Raw genomic sequence first — 14,758 nt, 5'->3', positions numbered from 1 at the left:
GAACTCATGTTACAGCTCCTGCTTCCAGTTCTGGGTGCGCAGCACGTCGGCGAAGACACCGGCGGCGGTCACTTCGGTCCCTGCGCCATAGCCGCGCAGCACCAGGGGGATGGGCTGGTAATAGGTGGAGAAGAAGGCGAGCGCATTCTCCCCGTCCTTTACCTTGAACAGGGGCTCGTCGGCACCGACCGCCTTGATGGCGACCTTGCACTTGCCACCCTCGATGGAGCCGACGTAGCGCAGCACCTTGCCTTCCCGCTGGGCGGCCGCGAACTGGTCGCGGAACCAGCCGTCGGCTTCCGGCAGGCGGGCCATAAAGGACTCCACGTCGCCGCTCACATCAAAGCCCGGCGGCAGCGCCTGCTCCACTTCCACATCACAGAGCTCCAGCGCCATGCCGGCCTCGCGGGCCAGGATCAGCAGCTTGCGGGCCACGTCCATGCCGTTGAGATCGTCGCGGGGATCCGGCTCGGTGAAGCCGTTGCCGCGGGCAATATTGGTCGCCTCGGAGAACGCCATGCCCTCATCCAGCTTGCCGAAGATGAAGGAGAGCGACCCGGACAGCACACCGTCGAATGCGCGCAGCTTGTCACCGGCCTTGATCAGGTTCTGCAGGTTCTCGATGACCGGCAGGCCGGCGCCCACGTTGGTCTCGTAGAGGAACTTGCGGCGGGTCTGGCGGGCGGTGCGGCGCAGCGCCTTGTAGTAATCCAGCGATCCGGTATTGGCCTTCTTGTTCGGGGTGACCACATGGAAACCGGCGGCCAGGAAGTCGGCATACTGGACGGCGACGGCCTCGCTCGAGGTGCAATCGACGATCACCGGGTTGATGAGGTGACTCTCTTCCACCAGCTTCTTCACCGCCTCCAGGCTGAAACTGTCACGGGCTTCCACCAGCTGTTCACGCCAGTTGGCGAGGCTCAGGCCATCCTTGTTGACCGCCATCTGGCGGCTGTTGGCGATGCCGACCACCCGCAGGCCGGTGCCCTGCTCGGCCAAGACCGGCTGCTGGCGGGCAATCTGATCCACCAGGGCCGCACCGACCCCCCCCACACCGACCACGAAGAGATCGATGAACTGCTGGCTGCCGAAGAAGTTCTGGTGGCATGCCTTGATGGCTTCCGCCACCTTGCGATCCCGCACCACGGCGGAGATGGATCGCTCGCTCGAGCCCTGGGCGATGGCAACTATGTTGATGGAGGCCTGGGCCAGAGAGGTGAAGAAGCGGGCCGCCATCCCCTTGGAGGTGCGCATGCCATCCCCGATGAGGGAGATGATGGCGAGATCTGTCATGATCTCGAGCGGATCCAGCAGCTGGTTCTTGAACTCCAGCTCGAACTCGCGCTCCAGCACCTTGCGGGTCTTGTCGCTGTCATAACTGTGGATACAGAAGCTGACGCTGTACTCGGAGGATGACTGGGTGATCAGCACTATGCTGACCCCGGCGCGGGAGACGGCGGAGAAGATGCGGCCAGCCATGCCCACCATGCCCTTCATGCCGGGGCCGGAGACGTTGAACATGCACATGCCGGAGAGATCCGAGATGGCCTTCACTTTCAGGTCATCATCCCCCTGCTCGAGGCCGATCAAGGTGCCCGGCCCCTGCGGGTTGAAGCTGTTCTTGATGAGGCAGGGAATGTGGAACTGGGCCACGGGGGCGATGGTTTTCGGGTGCAGCACCTTGGCGCCGAAGTAGGAGAGCTCCATCGCCTCTTTATAGGAGAGGGTTTTCAGCAGGTAGGCATCCGGCACCAGGCGCGGGTCGCAGTTGTAGCAGCCTTCCACGTCAGTCCAGATCTCGCAGCATTCGGCGTCCACGCAGGCGGCCAGCACGGCGGCGGAGTAGTCGGAGCCGTTACGGCCCAGCAGCACGGTCTCGCCCTTGTCGCTGCCGCCGGTGAAGCCTGGCATCAGGTAGAGACAGTCGGAGCGCAAGCCCTTGGCGGCAAAGCGCAGGCGGGAGGCCTCGATGTCGACGTGAGCCTCCAGATAGCCGCCGTCGGTGACCAGCAGTTGCTCCGGCACGATGAGATCCAGTTCGAGGCCGCGCACCCGCAGCAACTCGTGCATGAAGGCGATGGAGAGGTTCTCCCCCCGGCTCAGGATGCGGGCCTGGACGTTGTCCGGGCAGAGCCCCAGCAGGCGGATGCCCTGCATCAGGCGCTCCACCTGCTCCAGCTCGGCGGTGAGACGAGCCTGCAGCGCCTTGTCATCCAGCGCCGGGTAGGCTGCCTTCAAGCCCGCCAGCAGGCGGGAGAAGATGCCGTTGATCTCGAACAGGGTACTGCTTGCATCCATGCCGCGACTCGTCTGCTCCACCAGGGCGACCAGGTGGTTGGTCACCTTGGCCGGTGCCGACAGCACCAGGGCAACCTGGGATTGGCCGTGGGTGTTCACCGCGATATCGGCGACCCGTAAGAAACGCTCTGCGTCGGCCAGTGACGACCCGCCAAATTTCAACACTCTCATCGCTTTCTCTCCCTGTAAATCTATGAAATTCAATCTAAAAACCAATCCAACAAAAAGGCCCGTACTGGGTGGGTACGGGCCTTTTAAGATTTCTGTGCTTGTTCGTCAGCGCATCAACCGGCCCCAGTGCCACCTGTGGTGGTACCGGTAATAATGGTGGTGGTGGTGATGTTGGTGAATAGCTGCATGACGAACACTCTTGAACGAAACTGGTTGTTAGCAATACCTTGCCGGACCTTGGGCTGTCAACCTAAACCTCCTTGCCAAACTTGCGGGCGAGGTCTTTGCAGAGCAGATGCAGCATATTCAGATCCCGCTGCGGCAGCATGGGCACTCGGTCCATCACCCATTGATGCAGTTTTTCATCCTGATAAACTCCGAGTTCACCAAGCAATTCTGCTGTTTTTGATTTGAGTACGCGAACCTGCCCGACACCATCAAAATTTTCTGCTACTGCCTGGGGTTCGTCCAGCAGGGGACTCATCTCGTAGGCATACAGCATGATCGCCTGCCCCAGATTCAAGGAGGGATAACTCACCTTGAGGGGCAGATAGCTAATGAGATCCACTTGGGCAAGCTGTTCGTTGGAGAGACCAGACTCCTCGCAACCGAAGACGATGGCCACCTTCCCAAGGGAGGGCTTGGCGCGGATCTGATCGCGGATCTCGGCCGGGGTGAGGTAGTGCTGATAGCGGCCGCGCTGGCGGGCCGTGGTAGCGACCACCAGATCCATGTCGGCCAGAGCAGCTTCCAGGGTGTCGAAGGATTCTGCCTCGGTCAGGATCTCCTGGGCGCCATGGGCGACCCAGCTCGCCTCCTCCTCTTCGTGTACCCGGCTCCCTACCAGTCGCATGGCATCGAAGCCCATGGTTTTCATGGCGCGGGCGGCCGCACCCACGTTCGCCGCGCGAGCGGGGGCCACCAGTACAAAATAGAGTTTCATCGGGTTTCTCCTGAACAGGGCCAGCGCCGCGAACTGCAGCAAACCGCCGGCAAAACAGGGGCGCAATCTACCGTTTATCCCCGAACATTGCCACTTGAACAGATGTTTGGATGTTGCCATAGTGGCCGGACGAGTGGGTCCCCGCCCTACCGGCACAGACGCCATGGGCCCGATACATCACAAGGAAGAGAGAGATGCAGCAGCCATTGGAACAGGCGGTCGCCGAGACGATCTTGCAGCGTTTCGAATCGTTTTACAGCCGCTTTCTCGAGATAACCCAGGGCAGCAAGAGCCGCTTCGAGAACAGCGACTGGTTGGGGGTGCAGCTCGCCGGGCGCGAGCGCATTCGCCTCTATGATCATCACGTCGGCGCCACCACGGCCCTCATCAAGCAGATGATGGGGGAGCTGCTGCCGACCCAGGCCCTGCTCAAGCAGGTGAAGGGGGCCTTCAGCGATCTGCTGCCCCGCTGCGACAACTTCGAGGTGGCGGAGTCCTTCTTCAACTCCGTCTATCGCCGGATCTTCCGCCATCGCAACATCCGCGACGAGAACCTCTACATCCACCCCTTTCGCAGCCGGGGTGAGCACCCGGATCTGAGCGCCTTGCTGCGAGTCTATCGCACCGACCTTGCCCACCTGCCCCAGACCCTGAGCCAGCTGCTCGGGGATTACAGCTTCACCCTGCCCTTTGAGGACAAACAGCGGGACATCTTCGACATTCATCGCCATCTGGCGGAGAGCGGCCCGGCCATACTGCACGAGGAGCCGTTCGCCATCGAGCTGCTCAAGGAGGTGTTCTACCGCAACAAGGGGGCCTATCTGGTGGGGCTCATTCGGGTGAAGGGCGAGGTGCATCCCTTCATCCTGCCCCTGCTCAGCACGGGCCAGAGCATCTATGTGGACACCGTCATCTTCGAGCCTGAGCTCGCCTCCATCGTATTCGGCTTCGCCCGAGCCTACTTCATGGTCTATGCCCCTGTGCCGGCCCTGTTCGTGCTCTTCCTGCGCCAGATCATGCCCCGCAAGCCGGACTACGAGATCTACAACGCCATCGGTTGCCAGAAGCACGGCAAGACAGAGCTCTATCGTCACTACCAGCAGCACCTGGCCCAGAGCCGGGAGCAATTCGTCATCGCCCCCGGCATCAAGGGGATGGTGATGAGCGTGTTCACCCTCCCCTCCTACGATGTGGTGTTCAAGGTGATCAAGGACGAGTTCACCCCGCCCAAGGATGTGAGCCACGAGCAGGTGAAGGCGAAATACCGGCTGGTGAAACAGCACGACAGGGTGGGCCGAATGGCCGACACCCAGGAGTTCACCAACTTCGAGTTTCCCCTGGACCGCATCTCCCCCGAACTGCTGGCCGAGCTCAAGTCGGTGGCCCCCTCGGCGCTCACCATCACCGCCGACAAGCTGGTGATCAAGCACCTCTACACAGAGCGCAAAATGATCCCGCTGAACCTCTATCTGGATCAGGCAGACGAGCAGCAGACCCGGCTCGCCCTGGAGGAGTATGGCAACGCCATCCGCCAGCTGGCGGCGGCCAACATCTTCCCCGGGGACATGCTGTTCAAGAACTTCGGCGTGACCCGCCACGGCCGGGTGGTCTTCTACGACTACGACGAGATCTGCTACATGACGGAGTGCAACTTCCGCCAGATCCCGCCGCCGCGCTACCCGGAGGACGAGTGGAGCGCCGAGCCCTGGTATTCGGTCGCCCCGAACGACATCTTCCCCGAGGAGTTCGCCACCTTCCTGCTGCAAAAGCCCCAGGTGCGGGAGATCATGATGCAGCTGCACAAGGAGCTGTTCGATGCCAACTACTGGAAGATGCTGCAGGGCAACATCAAGGAGGGGGTGTTCGAGGATGTCTATCCCTACAGGCGCAAGAAGCGCTTTCGCTTTCAGCGGGGGGGATGAACCCGGCTGAAACAGCAAAAAGGGACGCCGTGGCGTCCCTTTTTCTGGCGTCAGGCTGCGACAGCCCCTGACGACAAACCCGCTTATTTCACCGCATCGAAGGTCAGCAGCGTGGCCTTGCCGGCATCCTTCAGCACCAGCTGTTTGCCGCTTATCTGGAAGCTCGCCACCTTCTCCAGCGTTTGCAGGTAGTTCATCTCCTTGCCGGCCAGATCCCCTGTGCACATCATGCGCGTCGAGCCCATGGCGCCCAGCGTCAATACCCCGTCGCCCTGCTGGGTGATGCCGCCAAAGTAGCGGTTGCAGCCGCCCTTGCCCGCCACCTTGTCGCCGGCGACCTGCAGGGTGAAGGTATCACCGCTCGCCCCTTGCAACTGCCAGGTGGATGCTTGCAGCTCTGCCAGGGTGGAACCCGTTGCTATGGCGCAGCCTCCCAGGGCCAGCGCGGCCAGCAGGGTCAGTTTCTTGTTCATGAGTTCACCTCGTGATGGAGAAAGTCGTGAAGACACAGAGTGAGGGGCCTGTTTATCACGACTCTGGCGCCGATTAAAACTCTTTTATTGTGATCGGGGTTCCCTTTACTCCCTGCTGGCATGTGCCATGCTTGTAGTCCTGTTCGGACCCAAGGAGGGGAAACGAATGGTCAAGTCTCTCGTTATCGCACTCGCATCAAGCCTCGCCTTTTCGGCCCAGGCTGCCGACTGGGATTTCCTCAAAAACGAAGCCGACAGCCAGCTCTACGTGAAAAGCTATTCCGGCGTATTGCTCGGCAATCAGGCCCATACCGGCGACAATTTCGATATCTGGCTCATCAACACCGGCTACCAGTATCCGGTAGAAGATAATATCAGCCTCTACATGGAGGCCGGGCCGGCGGTGGGCAGCCACAGCGAGCAGGCCGGCTTCAATATCAGCTCGGGGGTGCGCTACCGCCTCTCCCCCTCGCTCAACATCGGCAGCCAGCTTAAGCAGCTGGAAGTGAGCAAGGCCAGCACCCTGGTGGAGCTCAACAGCAGCCTGCTGGTGACGCCGCAGCTGGCCATCACGGCCAACTACGGCCTCAGCGCCTTCAGCACGGAGCACTTCCTCACCCTGGGGGTGGGGTTCAACTTCTGAGGGCTCAGAGGAGCCTGGCGCCACTGACCAGCACGCCATTGAGATCGGCGTAAACATAGTCCCCTGGCGCTATGCTCACCCCGGCAAACGACAGCACCACATCCAGCTCCCCCTGTCCGCGTTTCTCGGTCTTGACCGGACAGGCCGCCAGCGCCTTGACCCCGAGCGCCAGCGTCGCCAGGGTGCCCAGATCCCGCACCGCACCGTGGATAAGGATCCCTTCCCATCCCTGCTCCACCGCCTTGATGGCCAGCTGATCCCCCAGCAGCGCCCGGCGCAGGGAGCCGCCCCCGTCGATCACCATCACCTTGCCATGACCTGGACGGTTGACCAGTTCGCGCACCAGGCTGTTGTCCTCGAAGCAGGAGAGGGTGACCGCCTGGCCGTAAAACAGCGGCTTGCCGCCATAATCGTGAAACAGCGGCTCTGCCACCTGCAGGGTATCGCCATGTTGATCGCAAAGGTCGGGCAGTAGATCCAGCATTGTCAGCATCCTTCCATGGAGTGAATGAGTCCGCTCATTCTTTCATCATGTGGACAGGCTGACAATCCAGCAAGCAGCCGCTATCCCCGTATGGTGTGAGGCCCATTCAGCCTCTCATCATGCAGAGGCGCTGAGAGTCCAGCGGGACGCCAGCTTGCCAAGGTGGCATGGCGCTCCCTTCAGCAGGACGGGCACCAGCCAGAGTTCGCCCTCCTCCACCCAGTAGAGGGCGTTCTGGCCGAAGCGGGCGGCCAGCCGAATGGCCTCGGCCCGAGGAAGACGCAGCAACAGGGATGCCTCCTGCCAGCGCTCATCCGGATCGCTGCCCCACACGGGCCCCATCACCAGGGCATCGGCAAGCTGACGTGACAGTGCGCGTTGACGCCGGGCGTTGCGGCGCATCCCCACCCACCGACTGGCCGGATTCCAGGCCGTGACGATGGCGTAGGCAGGCCAGGGGGGCGGGGCGAAGGGGGCAATAAAACACACATTTCTGTAGTTTTCCCACAAAGTCATGTCAACCACATGTTGCATCCCATTACATTTCTTAAGGGCGAAAAAGCGGGCCAGCCCAAGTATGATGCAGCGAACCTCGGGATTGACTTATATCAAACCTGAGTTAAAAAGTTGCTATCTGACGGCAAAGAGTGTTGTTATGCGCCTGTTAACTGATAAAATGCAGCAACTTTTGTAATGGACTACCCTTCCAGGCTCCTCTCGATCAGACTTGTTGAGAGCCTATGTGCGGCACAGGGATGTTTGCCAACATAGATACCAAATTCGCGATGATTCGACCTGATATTCATACCCAGGATGACGTAATAAATTTTCAGGACCGGTCGGATAACGCCAAAGAGTGTTAAAATTTCGATAATTAACTGATAAGAATCTGGGAATACTCATGCAAACACCACATATTCTGATCGTCGAAGACGAGCTGGTCACCCGCAACACCCTCAAGAGCATCTTCGAGGCCGAAGGCTACATAGTGCTGGAAGCCAACAATGGCGACGAGATGCACCAAGCCCTGACCAGTCACACCATCAACCTGGTGATCATGGACATCAACCTGCCGGGCAAGAATGGCCTGCTGCTGGCACGCGAGCTGCGTGAAGATGACAACATCGCCCTGATGTTCCTGACCGGCCGTGACAACGAAGTGGACAAGATCCTGGGGCTGGAGATAGGCGCCGATGACTACATCACCAAGCCGTTCAACCCCCGCGAGCTGACCATACGTGCCCGCAACCTGCTGAGCCGCACCATGAACGTGGCCGCCGGTGGCGAAGAGAAGAAGCTGGTGGAGCGCTACCTGTTCAATGGCTGGGCGCTGGACATCAACAGCCGTGCCCTGGTCAGCCCGGCGGGCGACATGTTCAAGCTGCCCCGCTCCGAGTTCCGCGCCATGCTGCACTTCTGCGAAAACCCGGGCCAGATCCAGACCCGTGCCGAACTGCTCAAGAAGATGACAGGCCGTGAGCTCAAGCCCCACGACCGTACCGTGGATGTCACCATCCGCCGCATTCGCAAGCACTTCGAGAGCGTGGGCGACACCCCGGAGATCATCGCCACCATTCATGGCGAAGGCTACCGCTTCTGTGGCGAGCTGGAGCAGGAATAATCCCTGCCCGGTGAAGCGAGAGGCGCCTGCGGGCGCCTCTTCTGTTTCCTCCACCGCGCGGATCCGCCAAAACAAAAAGCCCACTCAGTCGAGTGGGCTTTTTGCATGAAAGCTGGAGCGGGCAGCGGGAATCGAACCCGCATCATCAGCTTGGAAGGCTGAGGTAATAGCCATTATACGATGCCCGCAAGGCATCAGGAACGCAGCAGATACAAGGCATGGAATCGGCGTCTGAAGAGACGTGCCAGAAGGAGGCAGCAACGAGACGGGACAGGTACCGGGTATCAGAATGTGGAGCGGGTGATGGGAATCGAACCCACGTATGCAGCTTGGGAAGCTACCGTTCTACCATTGAACTACACCCGCGTCAGTGGCCTCTACTATATGCATTTTGCCGGCGAGCGCAATCACCGCCTTCGTGTTTTTTGCCATAAATCAAGCTGTTCGGCCAACTATTGAGCATGGCGCTGCTTTTTCAAACAAAGACGTTCACACTCCCGGATCTGCGAGGTTGCCAAGCCGTGGGGGCGACGATAGTCTTGCGCCACTCGACCGAGGAGGGTGGTAATGGACAAGAACAAGCAGAAACATCTCTATGGCTGGTTGCGCAAACAATCGGGTCATGGCCGGCGCTGGATCGGTCTTTCCATTGGTCTGGGCATGGGCCAGGGCATACTGATGGTGATGCAGGCCTGGCTGCTTGCCACCCTGCTCCACGGCTTCATCATCGAGGGCACCACGCCCGAGCAGTCCATTCCCCTCTTCATTGCCCTGCTGCTGGTGACCCTGACCAAGGCCGCGTTAGCCTATGGCCGTGAGGTGGCAAGCTTCAGGGCGGGCAGTGCGGTGCGCCAGGCCATCCGCGAGCTGGTGCTCACCCGCCTCGCCCGCCTCGGCCCTGCCTATATACAGCGCCGTCCCGCCGGCAGCTGGGCCAGCCTGCTGCTCGAGCAGATCGAAGAGATGCAGGAGTTCTTCTCCCGCTATCTGCCCCAGATGGCCATAGCCGTCTTCATTCCCCTGGTGATCCTGGTGGCCGTGTTCCCGGTCAACTGGGCCGCCGGCATCATCTTGCTCGGCACCGCGCCCCTCATCCCGCTCTTCATGATCCTGGTGGGGGTGGGCGCCGCCGATGCCAACCGCCGCAACTTCCAGTCCCTGGCGCGGCTCTCCGGCCACTTCCTCGATCGCCTCAAGGGCTTGCGTACCCTGCAGCTCTTCATGCGTACCCAGGCGGAGGGTGAGGCCATTCGCGACGCCTCGGAAGATTTTCGGGAGCGCACCATGGAGGTGCTGCGGCTCGCCTTCCTGAGCACGGCCGTGCTGGAGTTCTTCGCCGCCATCGCGGTGGCCCTGGTGGCGGTCTACTTCGGCTTCTCTTACATAGATCACCTCAACTTCGGCAACTATGGCGTCAAGGTAACGCTCTTTACCGGCCTGTTCGTGCTGTTTCTCGCTCCCGAGTTTTACGCGCCGCTGCGGGAACTCGGCGCCCACTACCACGCCAAGGCGCAGGCAATAGGCGCCGCCGAGCAGTTGCTGGAGTTTCTCGAGGCCGAGGTCAGCGAACCGGCCTCTGGGAGTGCCCCCTTCCAGGCCGATGGCCCCATCAGGGTGGAGGCCCGCGCCCTGGAGGTGCTGAGCGCCGAGGGCAAGGTACTGGTCGGCCCCATCGATTTCACCCTTGAGGCAGGCACGCGCACAGCCCTGGTCGGGATCAGCGGGGCCGGCAAGAGCTCCCTGGTCAACGCCCTGCTCGGCTTTGCCCCCTATCGCGGTTCGCTCCATGTCAACGGCCAGGAGCTCGCCGAGCTGGACATGAGCCAGTGGCGGCTGCAACTGGGCTGGCTCTCCCAGAACCCCCAGCTGTTCCACGCCTCCCTGAGAGACAACCTGCTGCTGGCCAGGCCCACGGCCAGCGACACCGAGCTGGAAGCCGCCCTGGTGCGGGCCCAGGCCTGGGAATTTGCCAGGGAGAAGGGTATCGACTATCCGGTCGGGGATCAGGCCGGTGGCCTCTCCGTCGGCCAGGCCCAGCGCCTCGCCCTGGCCCGCACCCTGCTCAAGTCCACCCAGTTGATGGTGCTGGATGAACCCACTGCCAGCCTGGATCGCCACTCCGAACGCGCCATCATGAGCACGCTCGAAGACGCAGCGAAAGGCCAGACCCTGCTGATGATCACCCACCGCCTCGATCAGCTCAGCCAGATGGACAACATACTGGTGCTGGAGCGCGGCCAGCTGGTGGAGCAAGGCCACTTCGCGCAACTCTGCCAGGCACAGGGGCCCTTCGCCCGTCTGCTATCCCAACGTTCAGGGGATTCTCTCGATGACTGATCTACTGCCGTTCCTGCGTCTCTACCGCCAGCACTGGCTCAGCCTCTCCCTCGGCCTGCTGCTGGCCCTGGTCACCCTGGTGGCCGGGATGGGGCTGCTCTCCCTCTCAGGCTGGTTCCTCTCCGCCGCCGCCGTGGCGGGGCTGGCGGTCGCCAGCCGGGACACCTTCAACTACATGACCCCGGCCGGCGGCGTGCGCTTCTTCTCCATAGTGCGCACCGCCAGCCGCTGGGGTGAGCGAGTGGTGAGCCACGACGCCACCTTCCGGGTGCTCACCCGGCTGCGGGTCTGGTTCTGGCAAAGGCTCTCCCCCCTCTCCCCCGGCACCCTGGCCGGTTTTCGTCAGGCGGATCTGCTTAACCGTCTGGTGGCCGACATCGACGCCATGGATCACGTCTACCTGCGCCTCGTCACTCCCATAGGGGCGGCCCTGCTCAGCTGTGCCGGGCTGGTGTTCTTCCTCTCCTTCTTCGACAGCCGCCTGGCGCTGACCCTGGGGGCCATACTGCTCTTTGGCATGCTGGCCCTGCCGCTGGTGTTCTATTTCGCCGGCCGGTCGCCCGGTCGTCGACTCATCGCCGAGAAGTCCACCATGCGCACCCGCATGGTGGATTACCTGGACGGCCATGCCGAGCTGCAGATGTTCGCCGCCACCCCCAAGGCGCTGGCCGAGCTGCAACAGGCCGAGCAGGCCCTGATCCAGGCCCAGGCCCGCATGGCCAGGGTGAGCGGCCTCGCCAGCTTCTCGGTCCAGCTGCTCAGCGGCTGGACCCTGACCCTGATGCTGTGGCTCGCCGGTCACGGCGTCGGCGGTGGCACCCCGGATCCCATCACGGCGCTCATGGTGTTCGCCACCCTGGCGAGCTTCGAGGCGCTGCTGCCCCTGGCGGGTGCCTTCCAGCACCTCTCCACCAGCCTCACCTCGGCCCGTCGTCTCAACGAGATACTGCAGGAGGCCAAGGCACCAGAGTGGGGAGAGGAGCAAGCCCCCGCGACTCAAGGCGCCTTGCAGATACGGGATCTCCACTTCGCCTACCCGGGCCAGGACGGCCCCGTGCTGCGAGGCTGCACCCTGCAACTGAACCCCGGCGAGAAGCTGGCACTGCTGGGGCAGACAGGGTGTGGCAAGTCCACCCTGATGGGGCTGCTGACCCGGGAGTGGACGGCGCAGACCGGCGAGATACTGCTGGATGGCAAGCCCCTGACCCGGTATGGCGAAGGGGCACTGCGCGCCTCCTGCTCGGTGGTGAGCCAGCGGGTGCATCTGTTTGCCGATACCCTGCGCGGCAACCTCAAGCTGGCCGCCCCCGACGCCAGCGACGAGCGGCTGATCGAGGTCCTCACCCAGGTGGGTCTCGCCACCCTGCTGGCAGGGGAAGATGAAGAGGCCGAGAGCGGACTGGACGCCTGGCTCGGGGATGGCGGCCGCCCCCTCTCCGGCGGCGAGCGCCGCCGCATCGGCATCGCCCGCGCCCTGCTGCACGACGCCCCGCTCTGGCTGCTCGATGAGCCGACCGAAGGTCTCGACAGCCAGACCGAGCGGGAGATCATGGCCCTGCTGCTCAAGCTGGGGGCAAGGCGCTCCCTGCTGCTCATCTCTCACCGCCTGCTGGGGCTGGAGCAGATGGACAGGGTGGCCCTGATGGAAGAGGGCAAGATCCGCCTCTGCGCCCCGCACCAGACGTTGCTGGAAGATGACTACTACCGCAGCCTGCACCAGCGGCTGGCTCCCGCCTGATGAAAGCCAATGAACAAGGGGCAGGGATCTGCCCCTTGTCTTGTGGAGAGTGCCAAGATCCCCGTCACAGCTCGCCTCCCGGGCGAAAAATGGGGCTGGTCGCAGGCAGCGACTGACCCCTATAATGGCCCCCTCACTGTTCAACAAGACCTCGACATGAAACGCCTGATCCTGATGATGCCCCTGATTGCCTCCGGTTGTGCCGACTTCGCCTTCAACAGCAATCTGGACAAGGAAAACTTCGACGAGTATTTCAAGCCGGGCGGCGTCCGGATCTATGAGCAGAACCAGCTCGCCGACCTCAACTACCTCTACCTCGGCACAGTCGAGGGCGAGTCCTGCCAGGCCGACGCCAATCAGGCGGTGCCCAATGCCGGCGAGGCCCGCACCCTGGCCCGCCGCCGCGTGGCCGACATGGGCGGCAACGGCGTCAGCTTCGACAAGTGCGCCGAGTTCAGCGATGTGCCGGGCTGCCTGAAGCAGGTGATCTGCTACGGCCAGGCGCTGAAAGTGGCCGAAGAGAAGTAAGGTCTCGACATGGCCCTCGCCATCGTCCGCCTCGGCAGCCCCCGTCTCCCCGATGAGGGGCTGCGCATCGGCACAGTGCGCCGCCCGCCCCGCGGCGTGCCCAAGAGCGATTTTGCCAGCCAGGATTGGTACGACGTCTGGTTCCCCAACCTGGCCCCCAGCGCCGAGACCATGAAGCTCGGTCAGGCCGCCGAGACCCCGGCCCAGTGGGCCGCCTTCTGCAAGCAGTACAAGGCCGAGATGGCGAGCCCCGCTGCCCGCCACGATCTGGCGCTGCTGGCGGCCCTCTCCCACACCACCAACCTGTCAGTGGGCTGCTACTGCGAGCAGGAGTCCCGCTGCCATCGCGCCGTGCTCAAGGCACTGCTGGCAGAGTGCGGCGCGCTGCTGCGCTGACGCCAGGGCAAAGAGGGCACCCTGCCCTCTCTCGTTTTGCCTCTACGCCTCCCCCTGCCGACCTATGACGGTGAAAGCTCCCGCACCCGCTGCCGCAGCGCCGCCTCCTCGGCCAGGGTCATGCCCGCCGTAGTCGCCTGCTCGTTGCTGGCCAGCCACGCCACCAGATCGGCCACCGTCTCCTCCAGCGGTCGGAAGTTCAGACCGTGGACGATGGCGGCCTCGGCGCTGATGCTGCCATAGCCAGCAAACTCGGCCTGGGTGTTGGGCAGCAGCGTGGGATAGCTCTGCCAGGGTTCGACCCCGGCCGCGATCAGGGCAGGCCAGGGGGTCCACTCTAGTTGCAGGGGGGAGGCAGGTATCAGGCGGGCCGCCAGACGCTCCACCCAGTCCACCAGCAAGATGCCGGGCTTGACGAGGTTGAAGCAGCCCTCCAGCCGCTGCTCGGCGGCCCGCAGCACGAACTCGGCGCAGTCGCGCACGTCCAGGTATTGCAGCCTGTCCTGCCCCTCCCCCGGCAGCAGCCAGGGTCCTCCTTGCTGCACCCGTTGCACCCACCAGGCCAGGCGACCGGTCGGGTCGAAGGGGCCGCACAGCACGCCGGGGCGCAGTATGCAGAGTCGCTCCCCCCAGCGGGCCCGATACTCGGCCTCGCACAAAACCTTGAGCGGACCGTAGCCGCTGGCGGACTCGCCGGGGGCCACCTGGTGCAGCGGCGCCGACTCATCCATCTCGGGCCGGGCGAAGTCCCGATAGACGCTGATGGTGGAGATGAAGATGAGCCGCTCGCAGCGCCCGAGCAGGGCCGTCGAGAGGCTGGCCGCCTGGGCTGGGTCATAGCAGCAGGTGTCGATGGCCAGATCCCAGTGCAGTTCCTCCCCCAGCAAGGGATCCAGGCTCTGATCCCTGTCCCCCTGCAGTTGGGTCAGCTCGCGCCAGTCAGGGTGCTGGCGGTGACCCCGATTGAACAGCGTCACCTCATGGCCCCAATCCAGTGCCAGCGAGGTGAGGTGGCGACCCAAAAAGCCGGTGCCGCCGATAATAAGCAGTTTCATCCCTGTCTCTCCTGTGCGCCGCGGTGCCATGACCCCGGCCAATCCCTGTTCTTCCTCCACCCTACGCAAGTTGACGCCAGGGCACAGCCTCGGATGCCGCGCTCTGCGACCGGGATCACAGGGGCCCACGACTGTGGCGACGCCTGCGT

Annotated in this window: 13 protein-coding genes and 2 tRNA genes; 7 read left to right on the top strand and 8 right to left on the bottom strand. The window is 62.9% G+C overall.

What is annotated here, in order from left to right; all coding sequences use genetic code 11:
- Positions 1-9: 9 nt before the first annotated feature.
- Both thrA and AAHB08_RS04120 read right to left on the bottom strand, forming a co-directional pair.
- On the bottom strand, positions 10-2,469 hold the full coding sequence (gene thrA, locus AAHB08_RS04125; protein WP_342058180.1) for a bifunctional aspartate kinase/homoserine dehydrogenase I: 2,460 nt from the start codon (positions 2,467-2,469) through the stop codon (positions 10-12).
- A gap of 250 nt (positions 2,470-2,719) precedes the next feature.
- Positions 2,720-3,412, bottom strand: coding sequence for a tRNA/rRNA methyltransferase (locus tag AAHB08_RS04120; protein WP_342058179.1), 693 nt, complete (start codon positions 3,410-3,412; stop codon positions 2,720-2,722).
- Positions 3,413-3,606: 194 nt separating this feature from the next.
- On the opposite strand from AAHB08_RS04120, the gene aceK reads away from it, so the two are divergent.
- A complete protein-coding gene (gene aceK / locus AAHB08_RS04115) occupies positions 3,607-5,334 on the top strand; it encodes a bifunctional isocitrate dehydrogenase kinase/phosphatase (protein WP_342058178.1) in 1,728 nt (575 codons plus the stop codon).
- Between the two features lie 83 nt (positions 5,335-5,417).
- Here the strand turns inward: aceK and AAHB08_RS04110 are convergent, their stop codons facing one another.
- Positions 5,418-5,807, bottom strand: a complete 390-nt coding sequence (locus AAHB08_RS04110; protein WP_342058177.1) for an META domain-containing protein — start codon at positions 5,805-5,807, stop codon at positions 5,418-5,420.
- 166 nt (positions 5,808-5,973) lie between these two features.
- On the opposite strand from AAHB08_RS04110, the gene AAHB08_RS04105 reads away from it, so the two are divergent.
- Positions 5,974-6,450 carry a hypothetical protein gene (locus AAHB08_RS04105; RefSeq protein WP_342058176.1) on the top strand — a complete coding sequence of 159 codons (477 nt, stop codon included), beginning with the start codon at positions 5,974-5,976 and terminating at the stop codon, positions 6,448-6,450.
- 4 nt (positions 6,451-6,454) lie between these two features.
- Here AAHB08_RS04105 and AAHB08_RS04100 read toward each other — a convergent pair whose 3' ends face one another.
- Entirely contained in the window at positions 6,455-6,934 is a 480-nt protein-coding gene (locus tag AAHB08_RS04100) for a putative 4-hydroxy-4-methyl-2-oxoglutarate aldolase (protein WP_342058175.1), read from the bottom strand.
- 117 nt (positions 6,935-7,051) lie between these two features.
- Complete coding sequence (locus AAHB08_RS04095; RefSeq protein ID WP_342058174.1) at positions 7,052-7,450, bottom strand: DUF3293 domain-containing protein; 399 nt, start codon at positions 7,448-7,450, stop codon at positions 7,052-7,054.
- 385 nt (positions 7,451-7,835) lie between these two features.
- Between AAHB08_RS04095 and arcA the strand changes: the two genes are divergently transcribed.
- Positions 7,836-8,555 carry a two-component system response regulator ArcA gene (gene arcA / locus AAHB08_RS04090; RefSeq protein WP_010673581.1) on the top strand — a complete coding sequence of 240 codons (720 nt, stop codon included), beginning with the start codon at positions 7,836-7,838 and terminating at the stop codon, positions 8,553-8,555.
- 113 nt (positions 8,556-8,668) lie between these two features.
- Here arcA and AAHB08_RS04085 read toward each other — a convergent pair.
- Positions 8,669-8,743 (bottom strand) — tRNA-Gly (locus AAHB08_RS04085).
- 104 nt (positions 8,744-8,847) lie between these two features.
- Positions 8,848-8,921 (bottom strand) — tRNA-Gly (locus tag AAHB08_RS04080).
- Between the two features lie 201 nt (positions 8,922-9,122).
- On the opposite strand from AAHB08_RS04080, the gene cydD reads away from it, so the two are divergent.
- The 4 genes from cydD to AAHB08_RS04060 all read left to right on the top strand — a co-directional run bounded on the left by cydD (position 9,123) and on the right by AAHB08_RS04060 (position 13,554).
- The gene (gene cydD / locus AAHB08_RS04075) at positions 9,123-10,892 is read left to right on the top strand and encodes a heme ABC transporter permease/ATP-binding protein CydD (protein ID WP_342058173.1); all 1,770 of its coding nucleotides are present in this window, start codon (positions 9,123-9,125) and stop codon (positions 10,890-10,892) included.
- On the top strand, positions 10,885-12,630 hold the full coding sequence (gene cydC, locus AAHB08_RS04070) for a heme ABC transporter ATP-binding protein/permease CydC (RefSeq protein WP_342058172.1): 1,746 nt from the start codon (positions 10,885-10,887) through the stop codon (positions 12,628-12,630). Before cydD ends, cydC begins: the two co-directional genes overlap by 8 nt.
- A 156-nt stretch (positions 12,631-12,786) precedes the next feature.
- Positions 12,787-13,158: an Rcs stress response system protein RcsF gene (gene rcsF, locus AAHB08_RS04065; protein WP_005325859.1), complete on the top strand. Its 372-nt coding sequence runs from the start codon at positions 12,787-12,789 to the stop codon at positions 13,156-13,158.
- A gap of 9 nt (positions 13,159-13,167) precedes the next feature.
- On the top strand, positions 13,168-13,554 hold the full coding sequence (locus AAHB08_RS04060) for a DUF488 domain-containing protein (RefSeq protein WP_205641322.1): 387 nt from the start codon (positions 13,168-13,170) through the stop codon (positions 13,552-13,554).
- Positions 13,555-13,616: 62 nt separating this feature from the next.
- Here the strand turns inward: AAHB08_RS04060 and AAHB08_RS04055 are convergent, their stop codons facing one another.
- Positions 13,617-14,609 carry an NAD-dependent epimerase/dehydratase family protein gene (locus tag AAHB08_RS04055; RefSeq protein WP_342058171.1) on the bottom strand — a complete coding sequence of 331 codons (993 nt, stop codon included), beginning with the start codon at positions 14,607-14,609 and terminating at the stop codon, positions 13,617-13,619.
- Positions 14,610-14,758: the final 149 nt, after the last annotated feature.

Source organism: Aeromonas sp. OTU364 (genome assembly GCF_038440395.1).
Taxonomy (GTDB): domain Bacteria; phylum Pseudomonadota; class Gammaproteobacteria; order Enterobacterales; family Aeromonadaceae; genus Aeromonas.
Note: the sequence above shows the minus strand (reverse complement) of the source record. Positions and strands in the feature narration are given on the sequence as shown.

What these genes read in the sequence shown, in the direction of transcription:
- rcsF (WP_005325859.1), top strand. Translation starts at nt 12,787, where the DNA reads ATGAAACGCCTGATCCTGATGATGCCCCTGATTGCCTCCGGTTGTGCC.
- AAHB08_RS04110 (WP_342058177.1), bottom strand. Translation starts at nt 5,807, where the DNA reads ATGAACAAGAAACTGACCCTGCTGGCCGCGCTGGCCCTGGGAGGCTGC.
- AAHB08_RS04055 (WP_342058171.1), bottom strand. Translation starts at nt 14,609, where the DNA reads ATGAAACTGCTTATTATCGGCGGCACCGGCTTTTTGGGTCGCCACCTC.
- AAHB08_RS04095 (WP_342058174.1), bottom strand. Translation starts at nt 7,450, where the DNA reads ATGACTTTGTGGGAAAACTACAGAAATGTGTGTTTTATTGCCCCCTTC.
- AAHB08_RS04105 (WP_342058176.1), top strand. Translation starts at nt 5,974, where the DNA reads ATGGTCAAGTCTCTCGTTATCGCACTCGCATCAAGCCTCGCCTTTTCG.
- thrA (WP_342058180.1), bottom strand. Translation starts at nt 2,469, where the DNA reads ATGAGAGTGTTGAAATTTGGCGGGTCGTCACTGGCCGACGCAGAGCGT.
- aceK (WP_342058178.1), top strand. Translation starts at nt 3,607, where the DNA reads ATGCAGCAGCCATTGGAACAGGCGGTCGCCGAGACGATCTTGCAGCGT.
- cydC (WP_342058172.1), top strand. Translation starts at nt 10,885, where the DNA reads ATGACTGATCTACTGCCGTTCCTGCGTCTCTACCGCCAGCACTGGCTC.
- AAHB08_RS04120 (WP_342058179.1), bottom strand. Translation starts at nt 3,412, where the DNA reads ATGAAACTCTATTTTGTACTGGTGGCCCCCGCTCGCGCGGCGAACGTG.
- AAHB08_RS04100 (WP_342058175.1), bottom strand. Translation starts at nt 6,934, where the DNA reads ATGCTGGATCTACTGCCCGACCTTTGCGATCAACATGGCGATACCCTG.
- AAHB08_RS04060 (WP_205641322.1), top strand. Translation starts at nt 13,168, where the DNA reads ATGGCCCTCGCCATCGTCCGCCTCGGCAGCCCCCGTCTCCCCGATGAG.
- cydD (WP_342058173.1), top strand. Translation starts at nt 9,123, where the DNA reads ATGGACAAGAACAAGCAGAAACATCTCTATGGCTGGTTGCGCAAACAA.
- arcA (WP_010673581.1), top strand. Translation starts at nt 7,836, where the DNA reads ATGCAAACACCACATATTCTGATCGTCGAAGACGAGCTGGTCACCCGC.